This window comes from Paraburkholderia sp. BCC1886 (genome assembly GCF_900996245.1).
Lineage (GTDB): Bacteria > Pseudomonadota > Gammaproteobacteria > Burkholderiales > Burkholderiaceae > Paraburkholderia.
Window position 1 is genome coordinate 63,118 of record NZ_CAAJGK010000129.1, and the last position, 21,735, is coordinate 84,852.

Annotated in this window: 23 protein-coding genes; 14 read left to right on the forward strand and 9 right to left on the reverse strand. The window is 63.9% G+C overall.

The features are described from left to right. Positions 1 to 11: 11 nt before the first annotated feature. Entirely contained in the window at positions 12 to 647 is a 636-nt protein-coding gene (locus FQ746_RS33555; protein ID WP_144114109.1) for a TetR family transcriptional regulator, read from the reverse strand. 114 nt (positions 648 to 761) lie between these two features. Between FQ746_RS33555 and FQ746_RS33560 the strand changes: the two genes are divergently transcribed. Next, positions 762 to 1,454, forward strand: coding sequence for an O-methyltransferase (locus FQ746_RS33560; protein WP_144114110.1), 693 nt, complete (start codon positions 762 to 764; stop codon positions 1,452 to 1,454). Here FQ746_RS33560 and FQ746_RS33565 read toward each other — a convergent pair. Both FQ746_RS33565 and FQ746_RS33570 read right to left on the reverse strand, forming a co-directional pair. Beyond that, positions 1,443 to 2,084 (reverse strand): DUF1109 domain-containing protein, encoded by a 642-nt coding sequence (locus FQ746_RS33565; protein WP_144114111.1) that lies wholly within the window; start codon positions 2,082 to 2,084, stop codon positions 1,443 to 1,445. The two genes, FQ746_RS33560 and FQ746_RS33565, sit on opposite strands and share 12 nt — an antisense overlap. Next, positions 2,081 to 2,653, reverse strand: coding sequence for a sigma-70 family RNA polymerase sigma factor (locus FQ746_RS33570; RefSeq protein WP_144114112.1), 573 nt, complete (start codon positions 2,651 to 2,653; stop codon positions 2,081 to 2,083). Before FQ746_RS33570 ends, FQ746_RS33565 begins: the two co-directional genes overlap by 4 nt. Before the next feature lie 228 nt (positions 2,654 to 2,881). On the opposite strand from FQ746_RS33570, the gene FQ746_RS33575 reads away from it, so the two are divergent. The 9 genes from FQ746_RS33575 (at position 2,882) to FQ746_RS33615 (ending at position 10,737) form a co-directional block, all read left to right on the forward strand. Continuing rightward, positions 2,882 to 3,145: a pentapeptide MXKDX repeat protein gene (locus FQ746_RS33575; RefSeq protein WP_144114113.1), complete on the forward strand. Its 264-nt coding sequence runs from the start codon at positions 2,882 to 2,884 to the stop codon at positions 3,143 to 3,145. Between the two features lie 123 nt (positions 3,146 to 3,268). Beyond that, positions 3,269 to 3,868, forward strand: coding sequence for a cytochrome b/b6 domain-containing protein (locus FQ746_RS33580; protein WP_144114293.1), 600 nt, complete (start codon positions 3,269 to 3,271; stop codon positions 3,866 to 3,868). A 15-nt stretch (positions 3,869 to 3,883) separates the two neighbouring features. After that, entirely contained in the window at positions 3,884 to 4,660 is a 777-nt protein-coding gene (locus FQ746_RS33585; RefSeq protein WP_144114114.1) for a molybdopterin-dependent oxidoreductase, read from the forward strand. A 173-nt stretch (positions 4,661 to 4,833) separates the two neighbouring features. Beyond that, positions 4,834 to 5,754, forward strand: a complete 921-nt coding sequence (locus FQ746_RS33590) for a TauD/TfdA dioxygenase family protein (protein WP_144114115.1) — start codon at positions 4,834 to 4,836, stop codon at positions 5,752 to 5,754. 54 nt (positions 5,755 to 5,808) lie between these two features. Then, a complete protein-coding gene (locus tag FQ746_RS33595) occupies positions 5,809 to 6,861 on the forward strand; it encodes an ABC transporter substrate-binding protein (protein ID WP_144114116.1) in 1,053 nt (350 codons plus the stop codon). Between the two features lie 50 nt (positions 6,862 to 6,911). After that, a complete protein-coding gene (locus FQ746_RS33600; RefSeq protein WP_144114117.1) occupies positions 6,912 to 7,754 on the forward strand; it encodes an ABC transporter ATP-binding protein in 843 nt (280 codons plus the stop codon). Then, positions 7,751 to 8,638, forward strand: coding sequence for an ABC transporter permease (locus FQ746_RS33605; protein ID WP_144114118.1), 888 nt, complete (start codon positions 7,751 to 7,753; stop codon positions 8,636 to 8,638). The genes FQ746_RS33600 and FQ746_RS33605 overlap by 4 nt, the downstream gene beginning before the upstream one ends. A 145-nt stretch (positions 8,639 to 8,783) precedes the next feature. Then, complete coding sequence (locus FQ746_RS33610; RefSeq protein ID WP_144114119.1) at positions 8,784 to 9,515, forward strand: YoaK family protein; 732 nt, start codon at positions 8,784 to 8,786, stop codon at positions 9,513 to 9,515. Then, positions 9,502 to 10,737, forward strand: a complete 1,236-nt coding sequence (locus FQ746_RS33615; RefSeq protein WP_222105914.1) for a Gfo/Idh/MocA family protein — start codon at positions 9,502 to 9,504, stop codon at positions 10,735 to 10,737. The genes FQ746_RS33610 and FQ746_RS33615 overlap by 14 nt, the downstream gene beginning before the upstream one ends. A gap of 5 nt (positions 10,738 to 10,742) precedes the next feature. Here FQ746_RS33615 and FQ746_RS33620 read toward each other — a convergent pair whose 3' ends face one another. From FQ746_RS33620 to FQ746_RS33640, 5 genes are all read right to left on the reverse strand, one after another. Beyond that, the gene (locus FQ746_RS33620) at positions 10,743 to 11,678 is read right to left on the reverse strand and encodes a YncE family protein (RefSeq protein WP_144114121.1); all 936 of its coding nucleotides are present in this window, start codon (positions 11,676 to 11,678) and stop codon (positions 10,743 to 10,745) included. Positions 11,679 to 11,743: 65 nt separating this feature from the next. Next, on the reverse strand, positions 11,744 to 12,397 hold the full coding sequence (locus FQ746_RS33625) for a DsbA family protein (protein WP_144114122.1): 654 nt from the start codon (positions 12,395 to 12,397) through the stop codon (positions 11,744 to 11,746). A gap of 144 nt (positions 12,398 to 12,541) precedes the next feature. Next, positions 12,542 to 13,981: an MFS transporter gene (locus FQ746_RS33630; protein WP_144114123.1), complete on the reverse strand. Its 1,440-nt coding sequence runs from the start codon at positions 13,979 to 13,981 to the stop codon at positions 12,542 to 12,544. A 133-nt stretch (positions 13,982 to 14,114) separates the two neighbouring features. Then, positions 14,115 to 15,263, reverse strand: a complete 1,149-nt coding sequence (locus FQ746_RS33635) for a CaiB/BaiF CoA transferase family protein (protein WP_144114124.1) — start codon at positions 15,261 to 15,263, stop codon at positions 14,115 to 14,117. 8 nt (positions 15,264 to 15,271) lie between these two features. After that, a complete protein-coding gene (locus FQ746_RS33640) occupies positions 15,272 to 16,282 on the reverse strand; it encodes a hydroxymethylglutaryl-CoA lyase (protein ID WP_144114125.1) in 1,011 nt (336 codons plus the stop codon). A gap of 135 nt (positions 16,283 to 16,417) precedes the next feature. Here FQ746_RS33640 and FQ746_RS33645 point away from each other — a divergent pair, with 135 nt between their 5' ends. Continuing rightward, positions 16,418 to 17,329: a LysR family transcriptional regulator gene (locus FQ746_RS33645; RefSeq protein WP_144114126.1), complete on the forward strand. Its 912-nt coding sequence runs from the start codon at positions 16,418 to 16,420 to the stop codon at positions 17,327 to 17,329. Between the two features lie 39 nt (positions 17,330 to 17,368). On the opposite strand, the gene FQ746_RS35450 is transcribed toward FQ746_RS33645, so the two are convergent. Next, entirely contained in the window at positions 17,369 to 17,503 is a 135-nt protein-coding gene (locus FQ746_RS35450) for a hypothetical protein (RefSeq protein ID WP_260854261.1), read from the reverse strand. 102 nt (positions 17,504 to 17,605) lie between these two features. Here FQ746_RS35450 and FQ746_RS33650 point away from each other — a divergent pair, with 102 nt between their 5' ends. The 3 genes from FQ746_RS33650 (at position 17,606) to FQ746_RS33660 (ending at position 21,711) form a co-directional block, all read left to right on the forward strand. Continuing rightward, on the forward strand, positions 17,606 to 18,454 hold the full coding sequence (locus FQ746_RS33650; protein ID WP_144114127.1) for an alpha/beta fold hydrolase: 849 nt from the start codon (positions 17,606 to 17,608) through the stop codon (positions 18,452 to 18,454). A gap of 163 nt (positions 18,455 to 18,617) precedes the next feature. Then, positions 18,618 to 19,790, forward strand: a complete 1,173-nt coding sequence (locus tag FQ746_RS33655) for a sigma-54-dependent Fis family transcriptional regulator (RefSeq protein WP_144114128.1) — start codon at positions 18,618 to 18,620, stop codon at positions 19,788 to 19,790. Between the two features lie 115 nt (positions 19,791 to 19,905). Further along, positions 19,906 to 21,711, forward strand: a complete 1,806-nt coding sequence (locus FQ746_RS33660) for an NAD(P)/FAD-dependent oxidoreductase (RefSeq protein ID WP_144114129.1) — start codon at positions 19,906 to 19,908, stop codon at positions 21,709 to 21,711. Positions 21,712 to 21,735: the final 24 nt, after the last annotated feature.

Here is a 21,735-nt window from a genome sequence, read left to right on the forward strand (position 1 = left end):
GCCGTGACCGCTCAGCCGGTCACGGCGAGCTTGTCGATATACGCGCACAGCATGTCGCCGATTGCCTGCGCCCACGCATCCACATCCTCTTTCGAGCGCGCTTCGTTCGAGACCTGTTCGCCGAGCGTGGCGAGCGTCGTCATCATCACGTTGGCCGCGAACGCGCGCTTCTTCGGCGCGAGATCCGGCAGCGCTTCTTTCATGAACGCGAGTGCGCGTTTCCTGACTTCCTTCTGATGCGCCGGCGCTTCCGGCGAGTCGCGATACAGCGGCGCGGCGTCGTCGAGCGCGAGGCGAAAGTCGGCTTCCTCGTATTCCGAGCGGAAGAATTCGCGCACCGTCAGACGCAGGCGATCGGCCGGCGAGCGGCTCGTATCGAACAGAACGCTTTCGAGCAGCGCACGCGTGCGTGTCCACTCGTCGGTCTGCAAGCGAAACAGGATCGCCTCCTTGTTCGGGAAGTACTGATACAGCGACCCCACGCTGACGCCGGCCGCTTCGGCGACGCGTGCGGCCGTGAAGCGGCGTGCGCCTTCACGCGTCAAAACGCGAATAGCGGCTTCCAGAATGTCTTCGACGAGTTGCGCGGAGCGCGCCTGTTGCGGGCGTTTGCGGACCGATACAACCGGGGTTTCACGGGTTTTCATGGATTCTTCTCGAAGGGCGTCCGGGAATGCGAATAGAAAATGCGACGAACTATTCGTATTCTATCTGCATGCGTTTCCTCATTCGCGGGACACGCCCAGACACTCAGGATTGTGATGACCTCGACTTCGACTACTCTCACCCAAGCCCCGGTTTCCACGGTGTTGCAGCAGCTTTTTACCGAGGCCGACGCAACCAGCGCTACGCTCCGGCAAACCCTGAGCATGCTGCCGGCCGCCGAACGCGACGCGTTGATGGCAAGCGCCCGCGCTGCCGATTTCCGGCCGTTCTATGAACGCGCTAAAGAGTTCCACCTCGCCGTCTCGCGCGAGACCGGCACGCTGCTCTATATGCTGGCGCGCTCCATGAAGGCCCGTTCGATCGTCGAGTTCGGTACGTCGTTCGGCGTTTCGACATTGCACCTCGCGGCGGCGTTGCGCGATAACGGCGGTGGCCGGCTCATCAGTACCGAGTTCGAGGCTGGTAAGGTGAGGCAGGCGCGCGGCACTATCGAGCGGGCCGGCCTGGCCGATCTGGTGGAGATTCGCGAGGGCGATGCGACGCAGACCCTCGCCGGGGAATTGCCCGAGCAGATCGATCTGGTGCTGCTGGACGGCGCGAAAGCGCTTTACCCGCGGATTCTCGAACTGCTCGAACCGCGCTTGCGCGCCGGCGCGATCGTGATCGCCGATAACGCGGACTGGAGCGAGGAATATCTCGCGCGGGTGCGCACCGGCGGCAGGTATCTGTCGGTGCCGTTCGCGCAGGACGTGGAGATGTCGATGCTGATCACGGCCTCACCAACGTAAAACCCTGGGCCCCAGCAACGCGCCGATCACCGTCGGCACCAGCATGCCGAGCAGGTACCACGTGCCCCAGAACGGAATGCCCATTTCGGGGCAATGCAGGCAGTACGCGAGGGTCGCCGTGGACCCGGCCAGCAGTCCGCCGATTGCGCCGGACAACGCCAGCCGGGTCGGCGCCAAACCTCTGAGTGCCCAGAACACGGCGATAAAACCGGGCACCGACAGCAACGCTATAGCAAACGGGCAAACGCGCCAGGTGCGGCCCAGCACGATGGCGAGCCGCGCACCGTCGGGCGCGTTCATCAGCACGAATGCGCCTGCCAGCCACACCGCTACGACCGGCGCGGCAATCCACCAGCGGCTGCCACCCGCGCGGCCACCCGGGCGCGCGAGCCGCGTCGACATCCATAGCGAGCCGATTAGCAGACACAAGGGCAAGGCGATCTTCGACCAGAAGATGGGTGTGAGCGCAACGTCCGCGAGATCGTGGCGAAAGCCGAGCAGCATGGCCATGATCAACGTCGCGCCGACTGCGCCGGTCAGCACGGCGATGGCGAAGCGTTTCGTGAGCGCGTGGCGGTCTACCGGGGCGACGCCGGTTGCCAGCAGCGAAATGAAGTCATCCGTGTTCATCGCGATCCCCGAATCTTTGCGGCTAATGCCTTGAGGCCGCGGTGTACGCCGATTTTCACGGCCGACTCCGACAGGCCCGTCAACTGCGCCGTTTCCGTCACCGAGCGTCCTTCGAGCTTCACGTGGACGATGGGTAGACGCTGGCGCTCGGGTAGCTGTTCGAGCAGCTTGCCGACATCGCGCCTGGCCTGCTCCGGTTCGAGATCGGGTGCGGCGAGCAGGTCGGCGGCATCGTCGAGCGGATCGTTGAGCGCTTCGTGCCGTGAGCGGGCGCGGAAGTAATCGGTCAGCTTGTAGCGCGCAATCGCGTGAATCCACGCGGTCAGCGGTTCTTCCGCGCGATACGTGTGCTTTGCATTGTGAACGGCCAGCAGTATTTCCTGCACGAGATCCTCGACATCGGACGCATTGTCGTGAAGCCGCCGCCGCAGGAAACCTCGCAGATGCGGACCCAGCTCGGCGAGAAAACGCCGGTATGCCGCGCTATCGCCATCCAGTCCGCGCAGGAACAGCTCGCGAAGCTGCAACTCCTTGGCCTGCGCTGCAGTGATATCGGTAATTCGCTTCATCGGGGGCGCCGGTTACAGGGGAACGCAGTTTATTTCATCGCGCCGGTGCGGCGGGTCGGATTGTAGAGGTGTTTCCGGGTACTGATAGCCGCGCGAAAAAAAATTCAGGTGCGCTGTAACCGTTTCGACCTGCGTGGCGAACTACCTCATAGATGCGCAATAACGACGCATCGCCAGCTGACAAAAAAAGTCTTCGCTGATTCGACTCACAACATTCAAGGAGTTGTCATGAAACGCATTGCAATCGTAGCAGTAAGCGCAGCCTTGCTGGTCAACGTGGGCTCGGTGTTCGCGCAGGCGAGCGGCGCGATGTCCAACGACGCGATGTCGAAAGACACGATGAGCCACGACTCGATGGCCAAAGGCACGATGTCGAAGGACGGCGCGAGTCACGACTCGATGGCGAAGGGCACGATGTCCAAAGACACCATGAGCAAGGACGGCAAGATGAAATCCGACGCGATGAAAAAAGGCGACGCGATGAGTCAATAAAACGCGAGGTGCGTTCACGCGTCGGCGCGCGAACGCACCGCTGCCGCGACGGTTCGACGGAGATCCCACATGAATGCAATTGACCGACCCGCCGGGGAGAGCCACGTCCCCGGCGTCCCCGGCATGCCCCACGTTCCGCGCCCGATTCAACCCGTATGGGTACGCGTCGCGCACTGGCTCAATGCGCTGGCCGTGGTGCTGATGATGCTCTCGGGATGGCGAATCTACGATGCGTCGCCCGTGTTCGCGAGTTTTCGCATTCCGCCTGGCATCACCCTCGGCGGCTGGCTCGGCGGCGCGCTGCAATGGCATTTCGCGGCCATGTGGTTGCTGTTCTTCACCGCGCTGTTTTATCTGGCGATGAACGTGGTGACCGGCCGCATCCGCTCCAGATTCTTTCCGCTGTCGCCGCGCGCGATTCTGCGCGACTTGCGCGACGCACTCAAAGGGCATCTGTCTCATGCGGACCCGAGCCGCTACAACGCGGTGCAGAAATTCGCGTACCTGTTCGTGATGCTCGACATTGCACTGCTGATCGTTTCGGGTCTCGCGATCTGGAAGTCCGTGCAGTTTCCGCTGCTGCGCGAAGCGATGGGCGGCTACGACCGCGCCCGCGTGGTTCACTTCTGCGCGATGGCGTTGCTGGCCGGCTTCATCGTGATTCACGTGACGATGGTGGCGCTGGTGCCGCGTTCCCTGCTTACGATGATTCGTGGCCGCTAACCGGAGAGAACGAACATGAAGCCAATCAAATCTCCACGGTCGAACATCGACCGTCACTCGCTCGGTATCGATGTGCGACGCGAGCTCGACATGCCGTCGCGGCGTCTGTTCGGAAAACGCATCCTCACGCTCGGCGGTCTTGCGATGCTGACCGGTTGCAGCCTGTCGGACGACAAATCGGTCGAAACCTTCCTCGCGCGGGTATCGAGACTGAACGACAGCGTGCAAGGCTGGCTCTTCGATCCGAACCGTCTCGCGCCGACGTATACCGAGGCGCAGATTACGCGTCCCTTTCCGTTCAATGCGTTCTACGGCATCGCCGACGTGCCGCATGTCGATGGCCGGGATTTCCGGCTGAAAGTGGGCGGCCTGGTGCGCGACCGGAAGGACTGGACGCTCGCCGATCTGGACGCGTTGCCGAAGACCGAACAGATCACGCGCCATATCTGCGTCGAAGGCTGGAGCGCAATCGGCCGCTGGGGCGGCACGACGTTCCGGGAGTTCCTGACGCGGGTGGGGGCGGATACGTCGGCGAAATACGTCGGCTTTAAATGTGCAGACGATTACTACGAAAGCATCGACATGCCGACCGCGCTGCATCCGCAGACGCTGTTGACGTTGTCGTTCGACGGCGAGCGTTTGCCCGCGCAGTATGGTTACCCGATGAAACTCCGTATGCCCACCAAGCTCGGCTACAAGAATCCCAAGCACATCATGGAGATTTTCGTCACCAACACCTTTCCCGGCGGGTATTGGGTCGACCAGGGTTATAACTGGTTCGGCGGATCGTAAGCCGGCCGCGCGTTCGCCTCAACCGCTCACGCGCTCCAGCATCCGGTTTATCACTCCAGCAGATATCAGTATCGGATTTGCTTCGTTGTTCTTGTGCGCGGGCCCCGGTAAATTCGTCGGATTGAATAGCGCCTTTGCCGGCGTCTCCGAACTTTTTCGACGAAGAGTGTCCCGTGACCAGTGCTTTTGCCGCCGCCGCTGCTAATCCCGCCGCCGACCCCGCCGCAAGCGCCGGTCCGGCTTCGCCCCTCGAAATCCGCGCCTTCGACGCGCCGGTGGGCGCGGAAGTGCTGGGGCTCGATCTGAGCCAGCCGCTCGACCAGCAGACGTTCGCGCAGATTCGCCGCGCGCATCTGGATCACCACGTGCTGGTGTTTCGCGATCAGCGCATCACGCCGGATCAACAGATTGCCTTTAGCCGCCGCTTCGGTCCGCTGCAGATTCACGTGCTGCATCAGTTCCAGTTGCAGGGTCATCCCGAAGTGCTGATCGTCTCGAACATCGTTGAGAACGGCAAGCCGATCGGTCTGGGCGACGCCGGTTACTTCTGGCATTCCGATCTGTCGTACAAGGAAAAGCCGAGCCTCGGCTCGCTGCTGCATGCGCAGGAGTTGCCCGCGGAAGGCGGCGATACGCTGTTCGCCAACATGCACCTCGCGTGGGACACGTTGCCCGCGCATCTGCGCAGCGCGGTGGAAGGCAAGAGCGCCGAACACACGTATCTCGCGAAATACGCCGAATTGCAGAAGCGCAGCCCATGGCGGCCGAACCTTTCCGCCGAACAGGTCGCGCAGGTGAAGGCGGTCGTGCATCCGGTCGTGCGCACGCATCCGGAAACCGGTCGCAAGGCGTTGTTCGTCAGCGAGCATTTCACGACCCGGATCATCGGTCTGCCCGAAGACGAAAGCCAGTCGCTGCTCGACGAACTGTTCGCGCACAGCGTGCGGCCCGAGCATCTGTACCGGCATCGCTGGGCCGAGCACGACATGGTGTTCTGGGACAACCGCTCGCTGATGCATCTCGCGGCCGGCACGCCCGATCATCTGCGCCGCAAGCTATATCGCACGACCATTGAAGGCGACGTGCCGTTCTGAGCGCAACGTCGTCCGCCTGACTTCCCACCCGCTCATTCGCAGACTGGAGCTTCCATGCCCGTTATGTTTCGCCCGACCGCTGCGCGGTCGTCCTTCGTTCGCCGCGCAGGCGCGACGTTGCTCGCGCTGTCGACTGCCGCCGCCGGCCTCGGTGCTGCCGTGCCGGCCCACGCCGAAGGGCAGATTCGCATCGCGGAGCAATACGGGGTGGTCTATCTGCTGCTGAACGTCGCGCGTGAGCAGCAGTTCGTCGAGAAGGAAGGCCACAAGCAGGGGCTCGATATCAAGGTGGACTGGGTCAAGCTCTCGGGCGGCGCCGCGGTGAACGACGCGTTGCTGTCTGGCGCGGTGGATATTGCCGGTGCAGGCGTCGGCCCCTTGCTGACCATCTGGGACCGCACGCATGGCCGGCAGAACGTGAAGGGCGTGGCTTCGCTCGGCAATCTGCCGTACTACCTCGTCAGTAACGATCCGAACGTGAAAACGATTGCCGACTTCACCGCCAAAGACCGCATTGCGGTGCCGGCGGTCAACGTGTCCGTGCAGTCGCGCGTGTTGCAGTATGCCGCCGCGAAGCGCTGGGGGGACAAGGAATATAACCGGCTCGACCCGTTCACCCAGGCACTGCCGCATCCCGATGCGACCGCGGCGATCATCGCGGGACACACGGAGATTACTGGCCATTTCGGTAATCCGCCGTTTCAGGAGCAGGAACTGGCGGGCAATCCGAAGGCGCATATCGTGCTGAATTCCTACGACGTGCTGGGCGGTCCGAGTTCGGCAACGGTGCTGTACGCCACCGGGAAATTCCGTAACGACAATCCGAAAACCTATCGCGCGTTCGTCGACGCACTGGCCGACGCAGCGCAGTACATCACCGCGAATCCACAAGGCGCCGCGGATATTTACATCCGCACGAACCAGTCGAAGATCGATCGCGCGCTGTTGCTGAAGGTGATCCAGAACCCGCAGGTGCAGTTCAAGATCACGCCGCAGAACACCTTTGGACTTGCGCAATTCATGTATCGCGTCGGCGCAATCAGGAACGAACCGAAGTCGTGGAAAGATTATTTCTTCGACGATCCGGCGACGGCCAACGGCAGCTGAGCATGACACTAATCGCCGATACGGACCGTCCGCTTACCGGGAACCCAGCCATGGCCGCCAACCCCACGCACGTGTTTTCCGAACGACTGGTGCAAACCGGCGCGGGACCGGACGCCGTGACCAGCGAGCGCCTGCTCGCGGTCGAGAACGTCAGCCTCGAATACCGCACGCGCGAGCGCATTGTTCGTGCAACCCACGACGTCAGTTTCGACGTCTACGGCGGCGACCGTTTCGTGCTGCTCGGCCCATCGGGCTGCGGCAAATCCACCTTGCTCAAGGCGGTGGCGGGGTTCATCCAGCCGAGCGCGGGCAGCATCTCCATCGACGGGCAGACGGTGCGCGGGCCAGGCGCCGATCGCATCGTCGTATTCCAGGAGTTCGACCAGTTGCCGCCGTGGAAGACGGTGCTGCAGAACGTCGCGTTCCCGCTGCGCGTCGCGCGCAAACTGTCGCGCGCAGAGGCGCGCGAACGTGCGCTGCATTATCTGGAGAAGGTCGGGTTGACGGCGTTTGCCGATGCCTATCCGCATACGCTGTCGGGCGGCATGAAGCAGCGCGTCGCGATTGCGCGCGCGCTCGCCATGCAACCGCGTGTGCTGCTGATGGACGAACCGTTTGCGGCGCTCGACGCGCTCACGCGTCGCAAGATGCAGGAAGAACTGCTGCGGCTTTGGGAAGAGGACAACTTCACGCTGCTGTTCGTCACGCATTCGATCGAGGAAGCGCTGGTGATCGGCAACCGCATTCTGCTGTTGTCGCCGCATCCGGGCCGCGTGCGCGCCGAACTCAACAGTCATCAATATGGCCATGACAGCTCCGGCCGTGTCGATTTTCAGCGCAGCGTCGCGCGCATTCATGAACTGCTGTTCAATGAGACCGAGGCCGCGCAATGAGTACGCCCGCTACGAAGGCCCGGCCATTACCGCCGGTTCGCGAAGAATACGAGCGTCCGCTCGCACCGCTCGGTGAACTCGCGCTGGAAGTGCCGCTGCCGCTCGCGAAGCGTATCGCCGGGCAAAGCTGGCTGCGCAAGACGCTGATCGCGCTGGTGCTGATCGCCGGTTGGGAGATCGCCGCACGGCTTGTCGACAACGACCTGTTGCTGCCCACCTTCGGCGCGACCTTGAGCGCGTTCGTGCAGGGCATCTGGTCCGGCGAGTTGCTGCAGAAAACCGCTGTGTCGATGTCGGTGCTGCTGCGCGGCTATATGCTCGGTGCGGCGCTCGCTTTCGTGTTGACGTCGCTGGCGGTGTCGACGCGAATCGGCCGCGATCTGCTGTCGATGCTGACCGCCATGTTCAATCCCTTGCCGTCCATCGCGTTGCTGCCGCTCGCGTTGTTGTGGTTCGGACTGGGGACTGGCAGCCTGCTGTTCGTGCTGGTGCACTCGGTATTGTGGCCGCTGGCGCTGAACACGTACTCCGGCTTTCAGTCGGTGCCGGCGACGCTGCGCATGACCGGACGCAATTACGGGCTCACGGGCTTGCGTCATGTGCTGCTGATTCTGGTGCCTGCCGCATTGCCGTCGATCCTGGCCGGCCTGCGCGTGGGCTGGGCCTTCGCATGGCGCACGCTGATCGCCGCCGAACTCGTGTTCGGCGCCAGTTCTGGCAGCGGCGGTCTGGGCTGGTACATTTTTCAGAACCGCAACGAGTTGTACACGGACCGCGTGTTCGCCGGGCTGGCCGCGGTCATCGTGATCGGCCTGCTTGTCGAACATCTGGTGTTCGATACGCTCGAACGCGTTACCGTCAGACGCTGGGGCGTGCAGCAGTAAGCCGGAATACCGGTTCGTCGCAAAGCGCGAAGCGGGGCGGGCATCCGTTTTGCGGCCTCATCGAGAGGTCGCTTCCTGCCACGTGACATGCAACAGGGTGGTCGAGCGTCGTACACCACCTTTCGCATCGTCACGGAGCCTCGTCATGCCCTCGCGATTTTCCCCGCTCGCGCAGTCCGCGAAATCGCTCGCCCGCTCCGCATTGCCGGTGCTCGTGCTGCTCGCCATTGCCGGCAGCGTCGACGCGCAGATCATGCTCCACAGCAAGGATCTGCTCGCGGTGTATATGACCGGCAACTCGACCAAGCTTGGGCAGTCGCTGGTGAATGGCGCGTGGGGGAAAGCCGGGCCGTTGCTCGGCGTGATCGCCTGCTTTCTGGTTTCCACCACCGTCGCCGCGTGGCTCGGCAGCCGTCTGCCGGCCTGGCGCGGTGCGCTCGTGCTATTTCTCACTGCGCTGTCGATGGGTGTCGCTTCAGCACTTGCCGTTGCGCTGGTCGCCGATCAGTACTCCCTTCTCATCACCTGTCTCGTTGCCTGCGCGATGGGCGCCATCAACCAGGTTCGCATCGACGAGCCAGGTGTCACGTTCATTACCGGCAATCTGATTCGCGTAGGCCGCGAGTTCGCCGAGGGCGAATACGGCGCGGCCGCACTCGGCCTCGCGCGCTGGGCCGCGTTCGTTGTCGGTGCGGTCTTCGGCACGTTGCTCGACCGGCTTTTCAACACGGGAGCGCTGGCCATCGTGGCTTCGTTCACTTTCGCGTGTGCTGTCGTGACGACGTTGTTCACGGCGACGTCGGCGCATGCAGGTGAGGGCGACGACGCCGCTCACCGATCTTTACCTGATGGAGGAATCAATCGTGTCCGAGAATGACAAGACTTCGTTCACCGTCACGGGTCCCGGTACGCCGGATGGCCCCACGTTACCCGCTGCGGGCGAGTGGCAGCGTCCCGCTGGCATCGACGTAGGCAGCGTCGAGGAAGGCCGCGTAAAGTTTCCGAACTGGCGCGGTGAGGCCGACAAACCTTCCGCACCGCCGCCCGCGCCATCGCCGCCGGCGAAACGGGTGGGATTCGCGGTCGCCGGACTCGGGCGGCTGTCGCTCGAACAGATTCTGCCCGCGTTCAGCCAGTGCGCGCATGCCCGTCTCGCGGGCCTCGTATCCGGCAGCCCGGAGAAGGCTAAAGCCGTCGCGGCGCAATACGGTATCGACGAAAGCGCGATCTACGGCTACGACGACATCGCGCGAATGGCCGACAACGAGGACATCCAGGTCGTGTACGTGGTCACGCCGAATGGCTTGCATCCGCAGCATGTGGCGGCGGCGGCCAAAGCCGGCAAACACGTGCTGTGCGAAAAGCCGATGGCCAACACCGCCGACGAAGCGCGCCGCATGATCGACGCGTGCGCCGCCGCGCACGTCAAGCTGATGATCGCGTATCGCTGCCAGTTCGAGGTGTTTAACAGCGAGGCCGCGCGACTCGTCCAATCGGGTGAACTGGGCCGGCCGCGCATCATCGAGGCGACCAACACGCAGGCGCAAGGGCCCGGCGATCAATGGCGCCTGAAGGCCGCGCTTGCCGGCGGCGGCGCGTTGCCCGATATCGGGTTGTACTGTCTGAACGGCGCGCGTCACGTGCTCGGTGAAGAACCCGTCGAGGTCTACGCGCAGATCGTCAATCCCGCCGACGACGATCGCTACCGCGAGGTCGAGGAAACCATGGCGTTCACGCTGCGTTTTCCTTCGGGCGCCATCGCGCATTGCGCATCGAGTTACGGTGCGCATGAATCGAAGGACATGCGCATCCGTCTCGAGGAAGGCTGGATCGATCTGGAAAACGCGTTTGCGTATAAAGGTCAGCGCATGCGCATTGCGCGGCGCAAGGACAAGATCGAAGCGGTCGAAGAGCAGCGGCTCGAATTCAAGAACCAGTTCGCGCTGGAGATCGATCACTTCGCGCAATGCGTGAGAGACGATCACGCCATCGCGACACCGGGCGAAGAGGGCCTGCGCGATCACGTGCTGATGGAAGCGCTCTATCGGTCCGCCCGCGAAGGACGGCCAATACGGCTGGACAATACGAGCGCCTGGTGACGCAGTTAGAAATAAGCGAGGGTTTCGCAACCCTTGCCGGCCGTCACCGTTTTCCGCACGGTGGCAGTGCCGATGTCGACGACGCTGAGGGTGGCGTCGTCTTCGTTGGCGACCAGTACGGTCGAACCGTCCGGGCTGAACGCGGCATCCATCGGCTTGTTGCCGACCTGCACGGTCCTCTGCGTTTGCAACGCGGCGTCGAACAGGGTGATAACCGGTTCGTGGTCGCCGATCACGATCAGCGTGCGGCCATCGGGCGCGTAGCGCGTCACCTGCGAGCCTTTGCTGTGTCCGGCTAGCTCGATGGTCCGTTCGAGCCGCGCGTGCTCCGTATCGATCACGAACAGCACCGGACTTTCCGCGCTGGTGGCCACCACCCACTTTTCATCCGCCGACGCGGCGATGCCCGCAATCGCCTGCGGCAATTCGACGGTACCGATGCGCGAGCGCCTGGTCAGATCGATCACCGTGATGGAGGCGTCTTCTTCGTTGTCGGTCCAGATCTGCTGCTTGCCTGGCAGCACCGCGAGCCGGTGCGTTTTGTTCGACCCCGTTGGAATGTTGCCGGCGACACGCGCGGCCTTCGGGTCGACGATCACCACGGCGCTGTCGTTCTCGCAGCAGATATACAGCAGGCCGTCCGGACCGAAGCGCAGTGTATGAGGCGATTCGAACGGCCGGATGTCGATGTCGGCGAGACGTTCGCGGCGCACGAGGTCGACGACGCTGATGACGTGATTTGGATGCGGGTTATCGCCGTGAATGCCGTCGCCATACGCGGGGATATAAGCGGTGCGGCCATCCGGCGACAGCACCAGTTCATGCGGCAAGGTCGGGAAATGCTGCAGCGTCGCGACGGTTTCGTAAGTCGACGGGTCGAGAAAAAGGACCTGTTTGCCTTTCTTGTCGACGGCGATGATGCCTGGTTGGGTGTTGGACATTCAAGCTCCCGGTAACGAGTTCGATAAGCCTGCAAAGACTCTCTTATCGAACCGGTGCCGGGTGTTTAGTTCCTGCTGGTTTCCTGAATCGACTGTTGCAGATGCGCGGCCCATTGCTCTGGCTTACCCAGCCAGCGACCGGTATCGAGTGTGGTGCGCGTGCCGTCCACCCGCTGCAGCACGAAGGTCGGGAAACCCTGGCCACCGGCCTGAGCGAGCAGGCGGCGCGTGTCGGCAATATGTTCGCGAGTCGCCGCGCCTGCCAGCCGGCCGAACGATTGCCGGAACGCGGCGGCTTCGAGCCCGAGTTCCTCGCCGAGCGCGATCAGCATCTCGGGGTCCGATATGCGCCGGCCTTCCACGTAATGCGCGTGTTGCAGGCGCGCAATCATGTCGAGGCCGCGATCGTCGAGCGCGTCAGCGGCGAGCGCGGCGGTGGTGGGCGGTTCAGAATCGAGCAGCGCGCCGTAGTCGCGCAGCAGGCCGTTGCGGTAACCCTCGCCGAAAGTCTGGCCCGTCAACTGCGCGATACGTTCGTCATGCGGCAATACGTAATTGCGCCATTCGGGTGTAATCGATTTGCGGTTGTCGCCGGTCAGCATGCCGCCGCCGTGAAATTGCACGGCGAGACCTGGGACCGTGCGGGCCGCGGCGACGAGCGGAGCCGCTGCGTAGCACCAGCCGCACAGCGGATCGAAGATGTAGTGCAGAACAGTCACGATGGATTTCCCGGCCGGATACAAACCCCGCAGGATATCCTGTCTCGCGCCGCGCTGCCGGGCGCCGATCGTCACAGCGGCCCGCTCATGTCGGCCTGTGTCGTGCCGTGTCGTGCTGTCCCGCACTCTTTCGCGCGGGATGCCTTAGTGGTTGATCTCTTCCAGGCGCAATCCGTTGGTTTTCGGACCGAACGCGCCGATCGAAATCATCACCACCGCCATGCACACCGTAATGCCCGTGAACACGCCGGTCACGCCGAAGTCCCGCAACAGGAACGCGATGATGAAGCCCGACATCATCGCGCCCACGCGGCTTGCGGAATACACGATGCCGTTCGCGCGGCAACGCACGGCGGTCGGAAACAGCTCCGCCTGATACGCGTGATAGCACACCGAGATGGTCTGGCCCGCGAGGCTGACCAGCACGCCGAGCACGATCAGAGAGGGCGCGGATTTCATCTGCGCGAACAGCAGGCCGAACACGATCACCGCGAAGGCGCCGCCGACGATCAGCCATTTGCGTTGCACCTTGTCGGCATAGAGCATTGCGAGCATCGGTCCGACCGGCAGCGCGATCGCGATTACGAACGAATACAGCAGGCTCCTGGTCACGGTGACGCCTTGCCCGATCAGTAGCGTCGGTACCCAGTTGGCGAAACCGTAATAGCCGATCGCCTGACAGAAGTTGAAAACAATCAGCATGATCAGCCGCGAGCGGTAGGGCTCTTGCAGCAACTCGGCCAGCGACGCGCGGCGATGCGCAGGCTGCTCGACCGTCGCGGCCGGCGGCGGCAACGGGCGGCCGATCTCCGCCACCGCGGTCGTTTCCATTTTTTCGACGATGCGGTCGGCCGCGTCCTCGCGACCATGCGAGGCGAGCCAGCGCGGGCTTTCCGGCACGCGGCGGCGGATCAGCCACACGATCAACGCGCCGATGGAACCGACCAGCACCACCACGCGCCAGCCGTCGAGGCCGAACAGCGTGGTCGGCACCAGCCAGTAGGAAAGAATCGCGGCGACCGGTGCGGCGGCGAACATCACCATCTGGTTGAATGCCATCGTGCGACCGCGCATGTGTTGCGGCACGATCTCGGTGACGTAGCTATCGATCGTGACGATCTCGATGCCCACGCCGATGCCGGTTACGAAGCGCCAGAAAATCACGCCTTCCGGCGTGGTCTGGAACGCCATGATGGCCGAGCCTACCGAGTACCACAGCAACGAAAACGTGAAGACGGAACGGCGGCCGTAGCGATCCGGCAGCCAGCCAAAACCGAAGGTGCCGACGAACAGCCCCGCGAAGGTCGCCGCGATAAAGCCCGCGATGCCGTGAAAACCGAAGAACGACGACGTGGTGGTTTGCAGCAGGCCGCTTTTGGCCATGCCCGGCGCGATATAGCCGGTGAAGATCAGATCGTAGACTTCAAAAAAGCCCCCGAGCGAGATCAGGAACACCAGCATCCAGATATGCCGGGTCGCCGGTAAGCGGTCCATTCGCGCGGATAGGGCCGCGGCCCGGTGACGCTGCTCGAGCGCATCGGGCGTCGCGAGCGGCGAGGTGTCCGTAGTCATGACGCGTTGCATCACTGTCTCCTTGTGGAATCGCCGGCAGTGTTGTTTTTGATTGCCGGGCGAGGGGCTTCGGTGGTGTTCGGGAACGGCGCGGCGGCTAGCGCGGCGGCTAGCGCGGCGGCCAGCGCGGCGGCCAGCGCGAGGCTTAAGCCGCAGCGCGGCCGGTCAGGCGGGCGAGAATCTCCTGGGTATGCTCGCCGACCCGGGCCAGCGCCTGGCGCACGCCGGGGCGGCGACCGCCCATCAGCAGCGGCAGCAGCACGACGTCGGTCGGACCGTCTTCGGTGTCCATCGGCACCAGACCGCCGCTCGCCTTCAGATGCGGGTCGTCGAGCAACTGGTCGGGGCGCACGATCGGTGCGTACGGAATGCCGGCCGCTTCGAGCTTCGGCGACAGTTCGTCGGCGCGATGGTCCTTGAGAATTTCACCGAGACACGCGAGCAGGTCGGGGCGCACCGCCACGCGTAACGCGTTGTTCGCGAAGCGCGGCTCGTCGACGAGGTCGGGACGCTCCAGCACGTCGCACAGCGTGACGAACTGCTTGTCGCTCACCGCGCCGATGAACAGTTGCTCGCCACCGGCCAGCGTGAACACGTCGTAGACGCTCCAAGCCGAAACGCGCGAGGGCATCGGCGGGGGCGCCTCCTGGGTCATCGAAAATTGCTGCATGTGTTGCGAGCTCAGGAACACGCAGTTCTCGAACAGCGCACTCTGGATTTCCTGGCCGAGGCCGGTCATGTCGCGCTCGCGCAAGGCGGCGAGCACGCCGATCGCACCGAACATCCCGCCCATGATGTCGTTGACCGACGTGCCCGCGCGCAACGGCCGGCCCGCCGGTCCGGTCATGTACGAGAGGCCGCCCATCATCTGCACGACTTCGTCGAGCGCGAGGCGTTTTTCGTACGGGCCCGGCAGAAAGCCTTTGTGCGACACGTAGATCAGCTTCGGGTAAAGCTTCGACAGCGTCTCGTGGTCCAGACCGAGTTTCGTCATCAGGCCGGGACGGAAATTCTCGAGCATCACGTCGCACTGCCCGATCAGCTCGACCGCGGCGGCCTGGCCGTCCGGCGTGGTGATGTCGAGCACGACGCTCTTCTTGTTGCGATTGAACGAGCGGAAAAAGCCGATGCCGAGACCCGGCAGCTTGCGGGTCTTGTCGCCGCCCGGCGGCTCGATCTTGATCACTTCGGCGCCGAGATCGGCGAGGATCATCCCGCAGGTCGGGCCCATCACCATGTGCGTGAATTCGATGACGCGCACGCCGGCAAGCGGAAGCGGTTTCTGGTTGTTCATGCTCGACCTCAGGCGGAGAGAGTGGCGTTGAGTGTGGCGTTGGGGGAGGCGGTCGGAGTGGCTTTCGCATCCACGTTCGCGTTGCCGGGCGCAGGCTGCGCGGCGAAAGTCTTCGGCAAACCCGACAGCCACAAAGCGCCGTGCAGGGTCTCGCCGGAGAGCCATTGCGCGACCTTCGCGCGCAACGTCAGCAGACGCGGAATATCGATGCCGGTGTCGATACCCATATCGGCGAGCATGAACGCGAGGTCTTCGCTCGACGCGTTGCCGCTCGCGCCCGGTGCATGCGGGCAGCCGCCGATGCCGGCCAGCGTCGCGTCGAAACGCGCCACGCCGGTTTCGAGCGCGGCGAACACGTTGGCGAGCGCCAGGCCGCGCGTGTCGTGAAAGTGGCCGCACCAGAACCTGTCGCCGGCAATCTTGCGGGCTTCGCCGAACAGTTCGCGCACGGCGGCGGGGCCGCCGTAACCGACCGTATCGGCGATGCTGACGCGATCGGCGCCGGCATCGAGCAGACCCTGCATGCAGCGCAGCACCTCGGCGTGCTCGACCGCGCCCTGAATCGTGCAGCCGAAAGCCGTGCCGATACCGCCTTCGATCAGCGTCTTCGAGCCGGCCGCGTCGCGCGCGGCGCGGATGCGCGCGACTTCGGCGATCACTTCGTCGGGAGTTTTGCGCAGATTCGCGAGGCTATGCGCGTGGCTCGCGGAAAGCGGCAGCAGCATGACGTCGGCCTGTGCGTCGATCGCGCGTTCGGCGCCTTTCAGATTGGGGATCAGCACCGATACGCGCAGTCCCGGCAGCGTTTTCGCGAACGCGACCAGTTCGCCGGTGTCGGCGAGTTGCGGCAGCAGTCTGGGCGGCACGAACGAGCCGACTTCGATTTCGCGCTGACCCGCCGCGTAGGCGTCGGCGATCCATTCGATCTTGCGGTCCGTCGGGAGCGTGGTCTGGATGCTCTGGAGGCCGTCGCGCAAACCGACTTCGCGGATCACGACGTTCTGGGGGAACGAGGGCATGTCTGTCTCCTGAATACCCGCCAGTCATGGCGCGCTGGCGATGGCGTCACTTTAGGCTTTCCGCGAATGCCATAAAGAGGTATTTTGGAACCTTTGAGATTCCATTCTGGAAAGCCAGGAAAGTTGGAGACGGCTATGCGGGACATCGACCTGAAGACTTTGCGGCTTTTCGTGACGGTCTGCGAGCATCGCAACATGGGGCGCGCCGCGGACGAGGAACATATCGAACCGTCCGCCATCAGCAAGCGGATCGCGCAACTCGAAAGCGATCTGGGTACGCCATTGCTGGTGCGCTCACGTCGCGGCGTGCAGCCGACGCCGGTCGGCGTGATGCTGCTGGAGCACGCCCGCAACGTCCTGTTCACGATGGACCGGATTGCCAGCGACGTGGCGGCGTTCGGCAGCGGGCTGCGCGGCAGCGTGAATGTGTGCGCGACGGCGTCGGCCATCGCCGAAGTGCTGCTCGACGATATCGCGGCATTCATGCGCGAGCCGGATCATCGGAATATTCGCGTGGACGTGGAAGAGCGCCAGTCCGTCGATCTGGTCAGGCAGTTGCGCGAGGGGGCGGCGTCGGTGGGCGTGTGCTGGGACAACGCGGATCTCGACGGCCTGCAGTTCCGCCGCTACCGGCAAGACCGGCTGGCGCTGGCGGTGTATCCGGGGCATCCGCTGGCGGGGGCGAAATCGGTCGCCTTCGAAGAGACGCTGGGTTTCGACCACGTCGGCCTGCCGCCGTCCACGGCCGTGCACACGATGCTGCAGCGGGCGGCCGCACGGGTCGGGCAGACGGTTTCCTATCGCGTGATCGTGTCCAGTTTCGATGCGACGTTCCGCGTGGTGGCCGCGCAGTTGGGGATCAGCGTGGTGCCCCTCGAAGTGGGTGAGGCCTACCAGCGCATTTTTAACATCGAGACGATTCCGCTCACCGATGCATGGGCGTTACGCCGCTTCGTGGTGGTGTTTCGGGATCTGGAAACGCTGCAGCCCGCCGCGCGCCGGATGGTCGACCATCTGGCAAGCCGGGCGGCGGGGGAAGCGGAGTGAGGCGGGAGTGAAGCAGCTAAGGCAGATGAGGCAGTGCACTTAGAACAGGCGGCGGTGCGATTCGGCCATCAGTTCGCAGGTTCGTACGTGAATGGCCCATGCGTGAGCGCAATGAGCGCGGAAGCGGGCAAACCAGGTGCTGGGCGTACGGAATTCGGTCGTGGCGGTGTTCATGGTGGCCTCTCGGGTAATTGCGTAGGTAGAAACCCCTATTATACAGACCCGATGTTGCGGTGCAACGTAACAAAATTCGTCGTCGCCCCTACAAATTTTCTAATGAACCCGACCCAAACGCCTCGCCTCGATCAGCCAGAACCCCTGTCGCGCCTCGAAAGTCTCGCCGCTGTTCACCCTGCTGAATTGCCATCGTCGGCACAAGTCACCTTCCGCCGCTTTGGCCATGGTGCGCCGCTCGTGCTGCTCCACGGCGGCCACGGCACCTGGAAACACTGGGCGGCGAATATCGAAGCGCTCGCCGCCGGCCACGAAGTCTGGGTGCCCGATATGCCCGGTTACGGCGATTCGGACGATCCCGAGTCCAATGCCGACTTCCGCTTGCTCGTCGACGCCATGGCCGACGCACTGGATAGCGTGTTTGGCGCGACGACGGCGATCGACCTCGCTGGTTTTTCCTTCGGCGGACTGGTCGCCGCGACGCTGGCAAGCCGCCGCCCGGTTCGTCGACTCGCGCTGCTGGGCAGCGCCGGTCACGGCAGCGCACGCCGCGAGTATGGCCCGATGAAGAACTGGCGCGCGGCGCCCACGCCCGAGGCACGGCGTGATGCACTCCGCGACAATCTCGCCGCCTTCATGTTGTGCGATGAAGCGAGTGTCGACGCAACGGCCGTGGCCATCTACGAAGACGCCTGCGTCCGCACGCGCTTTCGCAGCAAGGGAACCTCGCTCGGCGAGGGACTCGCGCAAACGCTGGCGAAAGTCGACGCGCCCACGCTGCTGATCTGGGGCGACGAAGACGTCACCGCAGCGCACCCCGAGACGTTCGTCGACACGCTGCTGCCGGGACTCGACTATCGCTTCGAGAAGATCGCACACGCCGGACACTGGGTGCAGTGGGAACGCGCCGCGGAGGTGAACGCGCGCCTCGTCGACTGGTTCTCACACTGAGTGCCGCCACGGTCATGAGACCGTGACGAGCCCGTGAGACAAACGTCTCAGTCGGCGCGATGCTGCGCTGCAGTGTGCTCTTGCGCGAACCCCATGCTAAAAGTCTCCCTGAGCGTGCCGTTGCTGTCGTCGATCGAAGCGCGCCGGAATCACGGAGACATTCATGCCTTATGTTCCGCAGGTCAGACATATCGACCGTATCCGTCGCGCGATCGAAGGACGCGCGCCGCACGCAGGCGGCGAGTCGACGCGGCTGGCTTCTTCCTACTGGCGCTCGCTCGAGCAATACCACCTCGACCCGGGCCTGACCAAAGGCCCGCGCATTCTGAGCGCGCCGGAACTGCGCGATGTCCAGCATCGTGAGGAATCGGTGTTGCGTGCGTCGGGACAATGCCTGTCGCGTTTGCATGAGACGGTGCGCGAGGCCGACTACTGCGTGATGCTGACCGACGCGCAAGGCGTGACCATCGACTATCGCGTCGACCGCGAACGCCGCCACGACTTCAAACGCGCCGGCCTGTATCTCGGCTCGTGCTGGTCGGAGCGGGAAGAGGGCACCTGTGGCGTGGCCACCGTGCTGCTCGATTCGAAACCGATCACGGTGCACAAGACCGATCATTTCCGTGCCGCCTTTACCACGCTCACCTGCAGCGCGTCGCCGATCTTCGGACTCGATGGAGAACTGATCGGCGTGCTCGACGCATCGGCGATCCGCTCGCCGGACGAGCGCGAAAGTCAGCGCCTCGTCAATCACATCGTGCGCAACGGCGCGATGCTGATCGAAGACAGTTTCTTTCTCGACGCGACCACCGATTGCTGGGTGCTGCTCGCGCACCGCAATCGCCATTACGTCGAAGCGCAACCGGAAATATTGATCGCCTTCGACGCGCGCGGTATGGCCGTCGCCGCGAACCGGCGCGCGCGCGAATGCGTGCCGGGCCTCGAGCGCTTGCCGCGGCGGGTCGACGAACTTTTCGACGTACGCGCCGAACGCCTGCTGGATGTGAAGCCGGGCCGCGACCGCGTGTCACTGAAGCGAATCGGCGATGGCGTGCCGCTTTACGCGCGGGTCCGCCCGCCGGTCACGAGTGCGCCGCGGCGTGCGGCGAGTCGCGATCGCGAACCTGCCGCACACGATCAAGTGAGCACGCAGGCCACACCGGAAACCGCGCCCATGTTCAACGAGAGCGATACGCTGGAACGCCAGCGCATCGTCGCCGCGCTGACCCAGGCCAAATGGCGGCCGGACGAAGCGGCCCGCACGCTCGATATTTCACGGGCGACGCTCTACCGGCGCATCACGCGATTCGCCATCGTTGCGCCGCATCGACGATAGCCGTCCACGTTTCACGATCGCGCTGTGACGACAGCGCGATTGCCTTCACCAGCCGGGCCGAGACCCGCGCATCACTTCCAACTTTCATCAATCCGTTTCGAATGGAGGAGCAACCATGCCTGACGACAACCCTGCCCATCAAACGATCAGCCACGTTCTGGAGTCTCTGGAATCCGCGCTGAGGCGCGGCGATACCGAAGCCGCCGTCGCGCTATTCCAGCCCGAGTGTTACTGGCGCGATCTCGTGGCGTTCACCTGGAACATCAAGACCATGGAAGGCCGTGAGCAGATTCGCGCGATGCTCGACGCGCAGCTTGGCGCGATCAAACCGACGCGGCTGCGCATCGCGGAGAACGAAACGCCGACCGAAGCGGACGGCCTGCTGCAGGCGTGGATCACCTTCGAAACGGAAGTCGCGCGCGGCAGCGGTTTTATCCGCGTGAAAGACGGCCTGATCTGGACCTTGCTGACCACGATGAGCGAGTTGAAGGGCCACGAAGAGCCGAAAGGCAATCGTCGTCCGATGGGCGCGGAACACGGCGCGCGACTCGATCGTACGAGCTGGAAGGAGCGTCGTGAAGCCGAAGCCGAGGCGCTCGGACGCGCCGAGCAGCCGTACTGCCTGATCGTCGGCGGCGGCCAGGGCGGAATTGGTCTCGGCGCGCGTCTGCGGCAACTGGGTGTGCCGACCATCATCGTGGACAAGAATCCGCGGCCGGGCGATGCCTGGCGCAATCGCTACAAGACGCTGTGTCTGCACGACCCGGTGTGGTACGACCATATGCCGTATCTGCCGTTTCCGGATAACTGGCCGGTATTCACGCCGAAGGACAAGATCGGCGACTGGCTCGAGATGTACACCAGGGTGATGGAGCTGAACTACTGGGGCTCCACGGTGTGCAAGTCCGCGCGCTACGACGAGGCCGCGGCGGAATGGGTGGTCGAAGTCGAGCACGACGGCGAGGTGCTGACCTTGCGGCCCAAACAGCTGGTGCTGGCCACGGGCATGTCGGGCAAGCCGAACGTCCCTGCGTTCAAGGGTCAGGACGTGTTCGAAGGCGACCAGCATCACTCGTCGAAGCATCCGGGACCGGATGCGTACAAGGGCAAGAAGGTCGTGGTGATCGGCGCGAACAACTCGTCGCACGATATCTGCGGCGCGCTGTGGGAAGCGGGTGTCGACGTGACGATGGTGCAGCGTTCGTCCACGCACATCGTCAAGTCGGATTCGCTGATGGAGCTGGCGCTCGGCGACCTGTATTCCGAACGCGCGGTCGCGTCGGGCATGACCACGTCGAAAGCCGATCTGACCTTTGCCTCGCTGCCGTACAAAATTCTCCACACCTTCCAGAAGCCGGTATTCGACGCGATCCGCAAACGCGACGCGGAGTTTTACGACCGGCTCGAAAAGCGCGGCTTCATGCTCGATTTCGGCGACGACGACTCGGGCCTCTTCATGAAATATCTGCGGCGCGGCTCAGGTTACTACATCGACGTGGGCGCGGCGGATCTCGTCGCGGACGGCAAGATCAAGCTGAAAAGCGGCGTGGACGTGGTGGAACTGAAGGCGCATGGCGTGCTGCTGAGCGACGGCACCGAGTTGCCTGCCGACGTGGTGGTCTATGCAACCGGCTATGGGTCGATGAACGGCTGGGCGGCCGATCTGATCTCGCGCGAAGTGGCGGATAAGGTCGGCAAGGTGTGGGGGCTGGGCTCGGCCACCACCAAAGACCCCGGGCCGTGGGAAGGCGAGCAGCGCAACATGTGGAAGCCGACGCAACAGCAGGCGTTGTGGTTTCACGGCGGCAATCTGCATCAGTCGCGGCATTACTCGCAGTATCTGTCCTTGCAACTGAAGGCGCGCATGGAAGGGATCGACACGCCGGTGTACGGGTTGCAGGAGGTGCATCACCTGTCGTGATGCGTGCGGGGCGGTCGCCCTGGC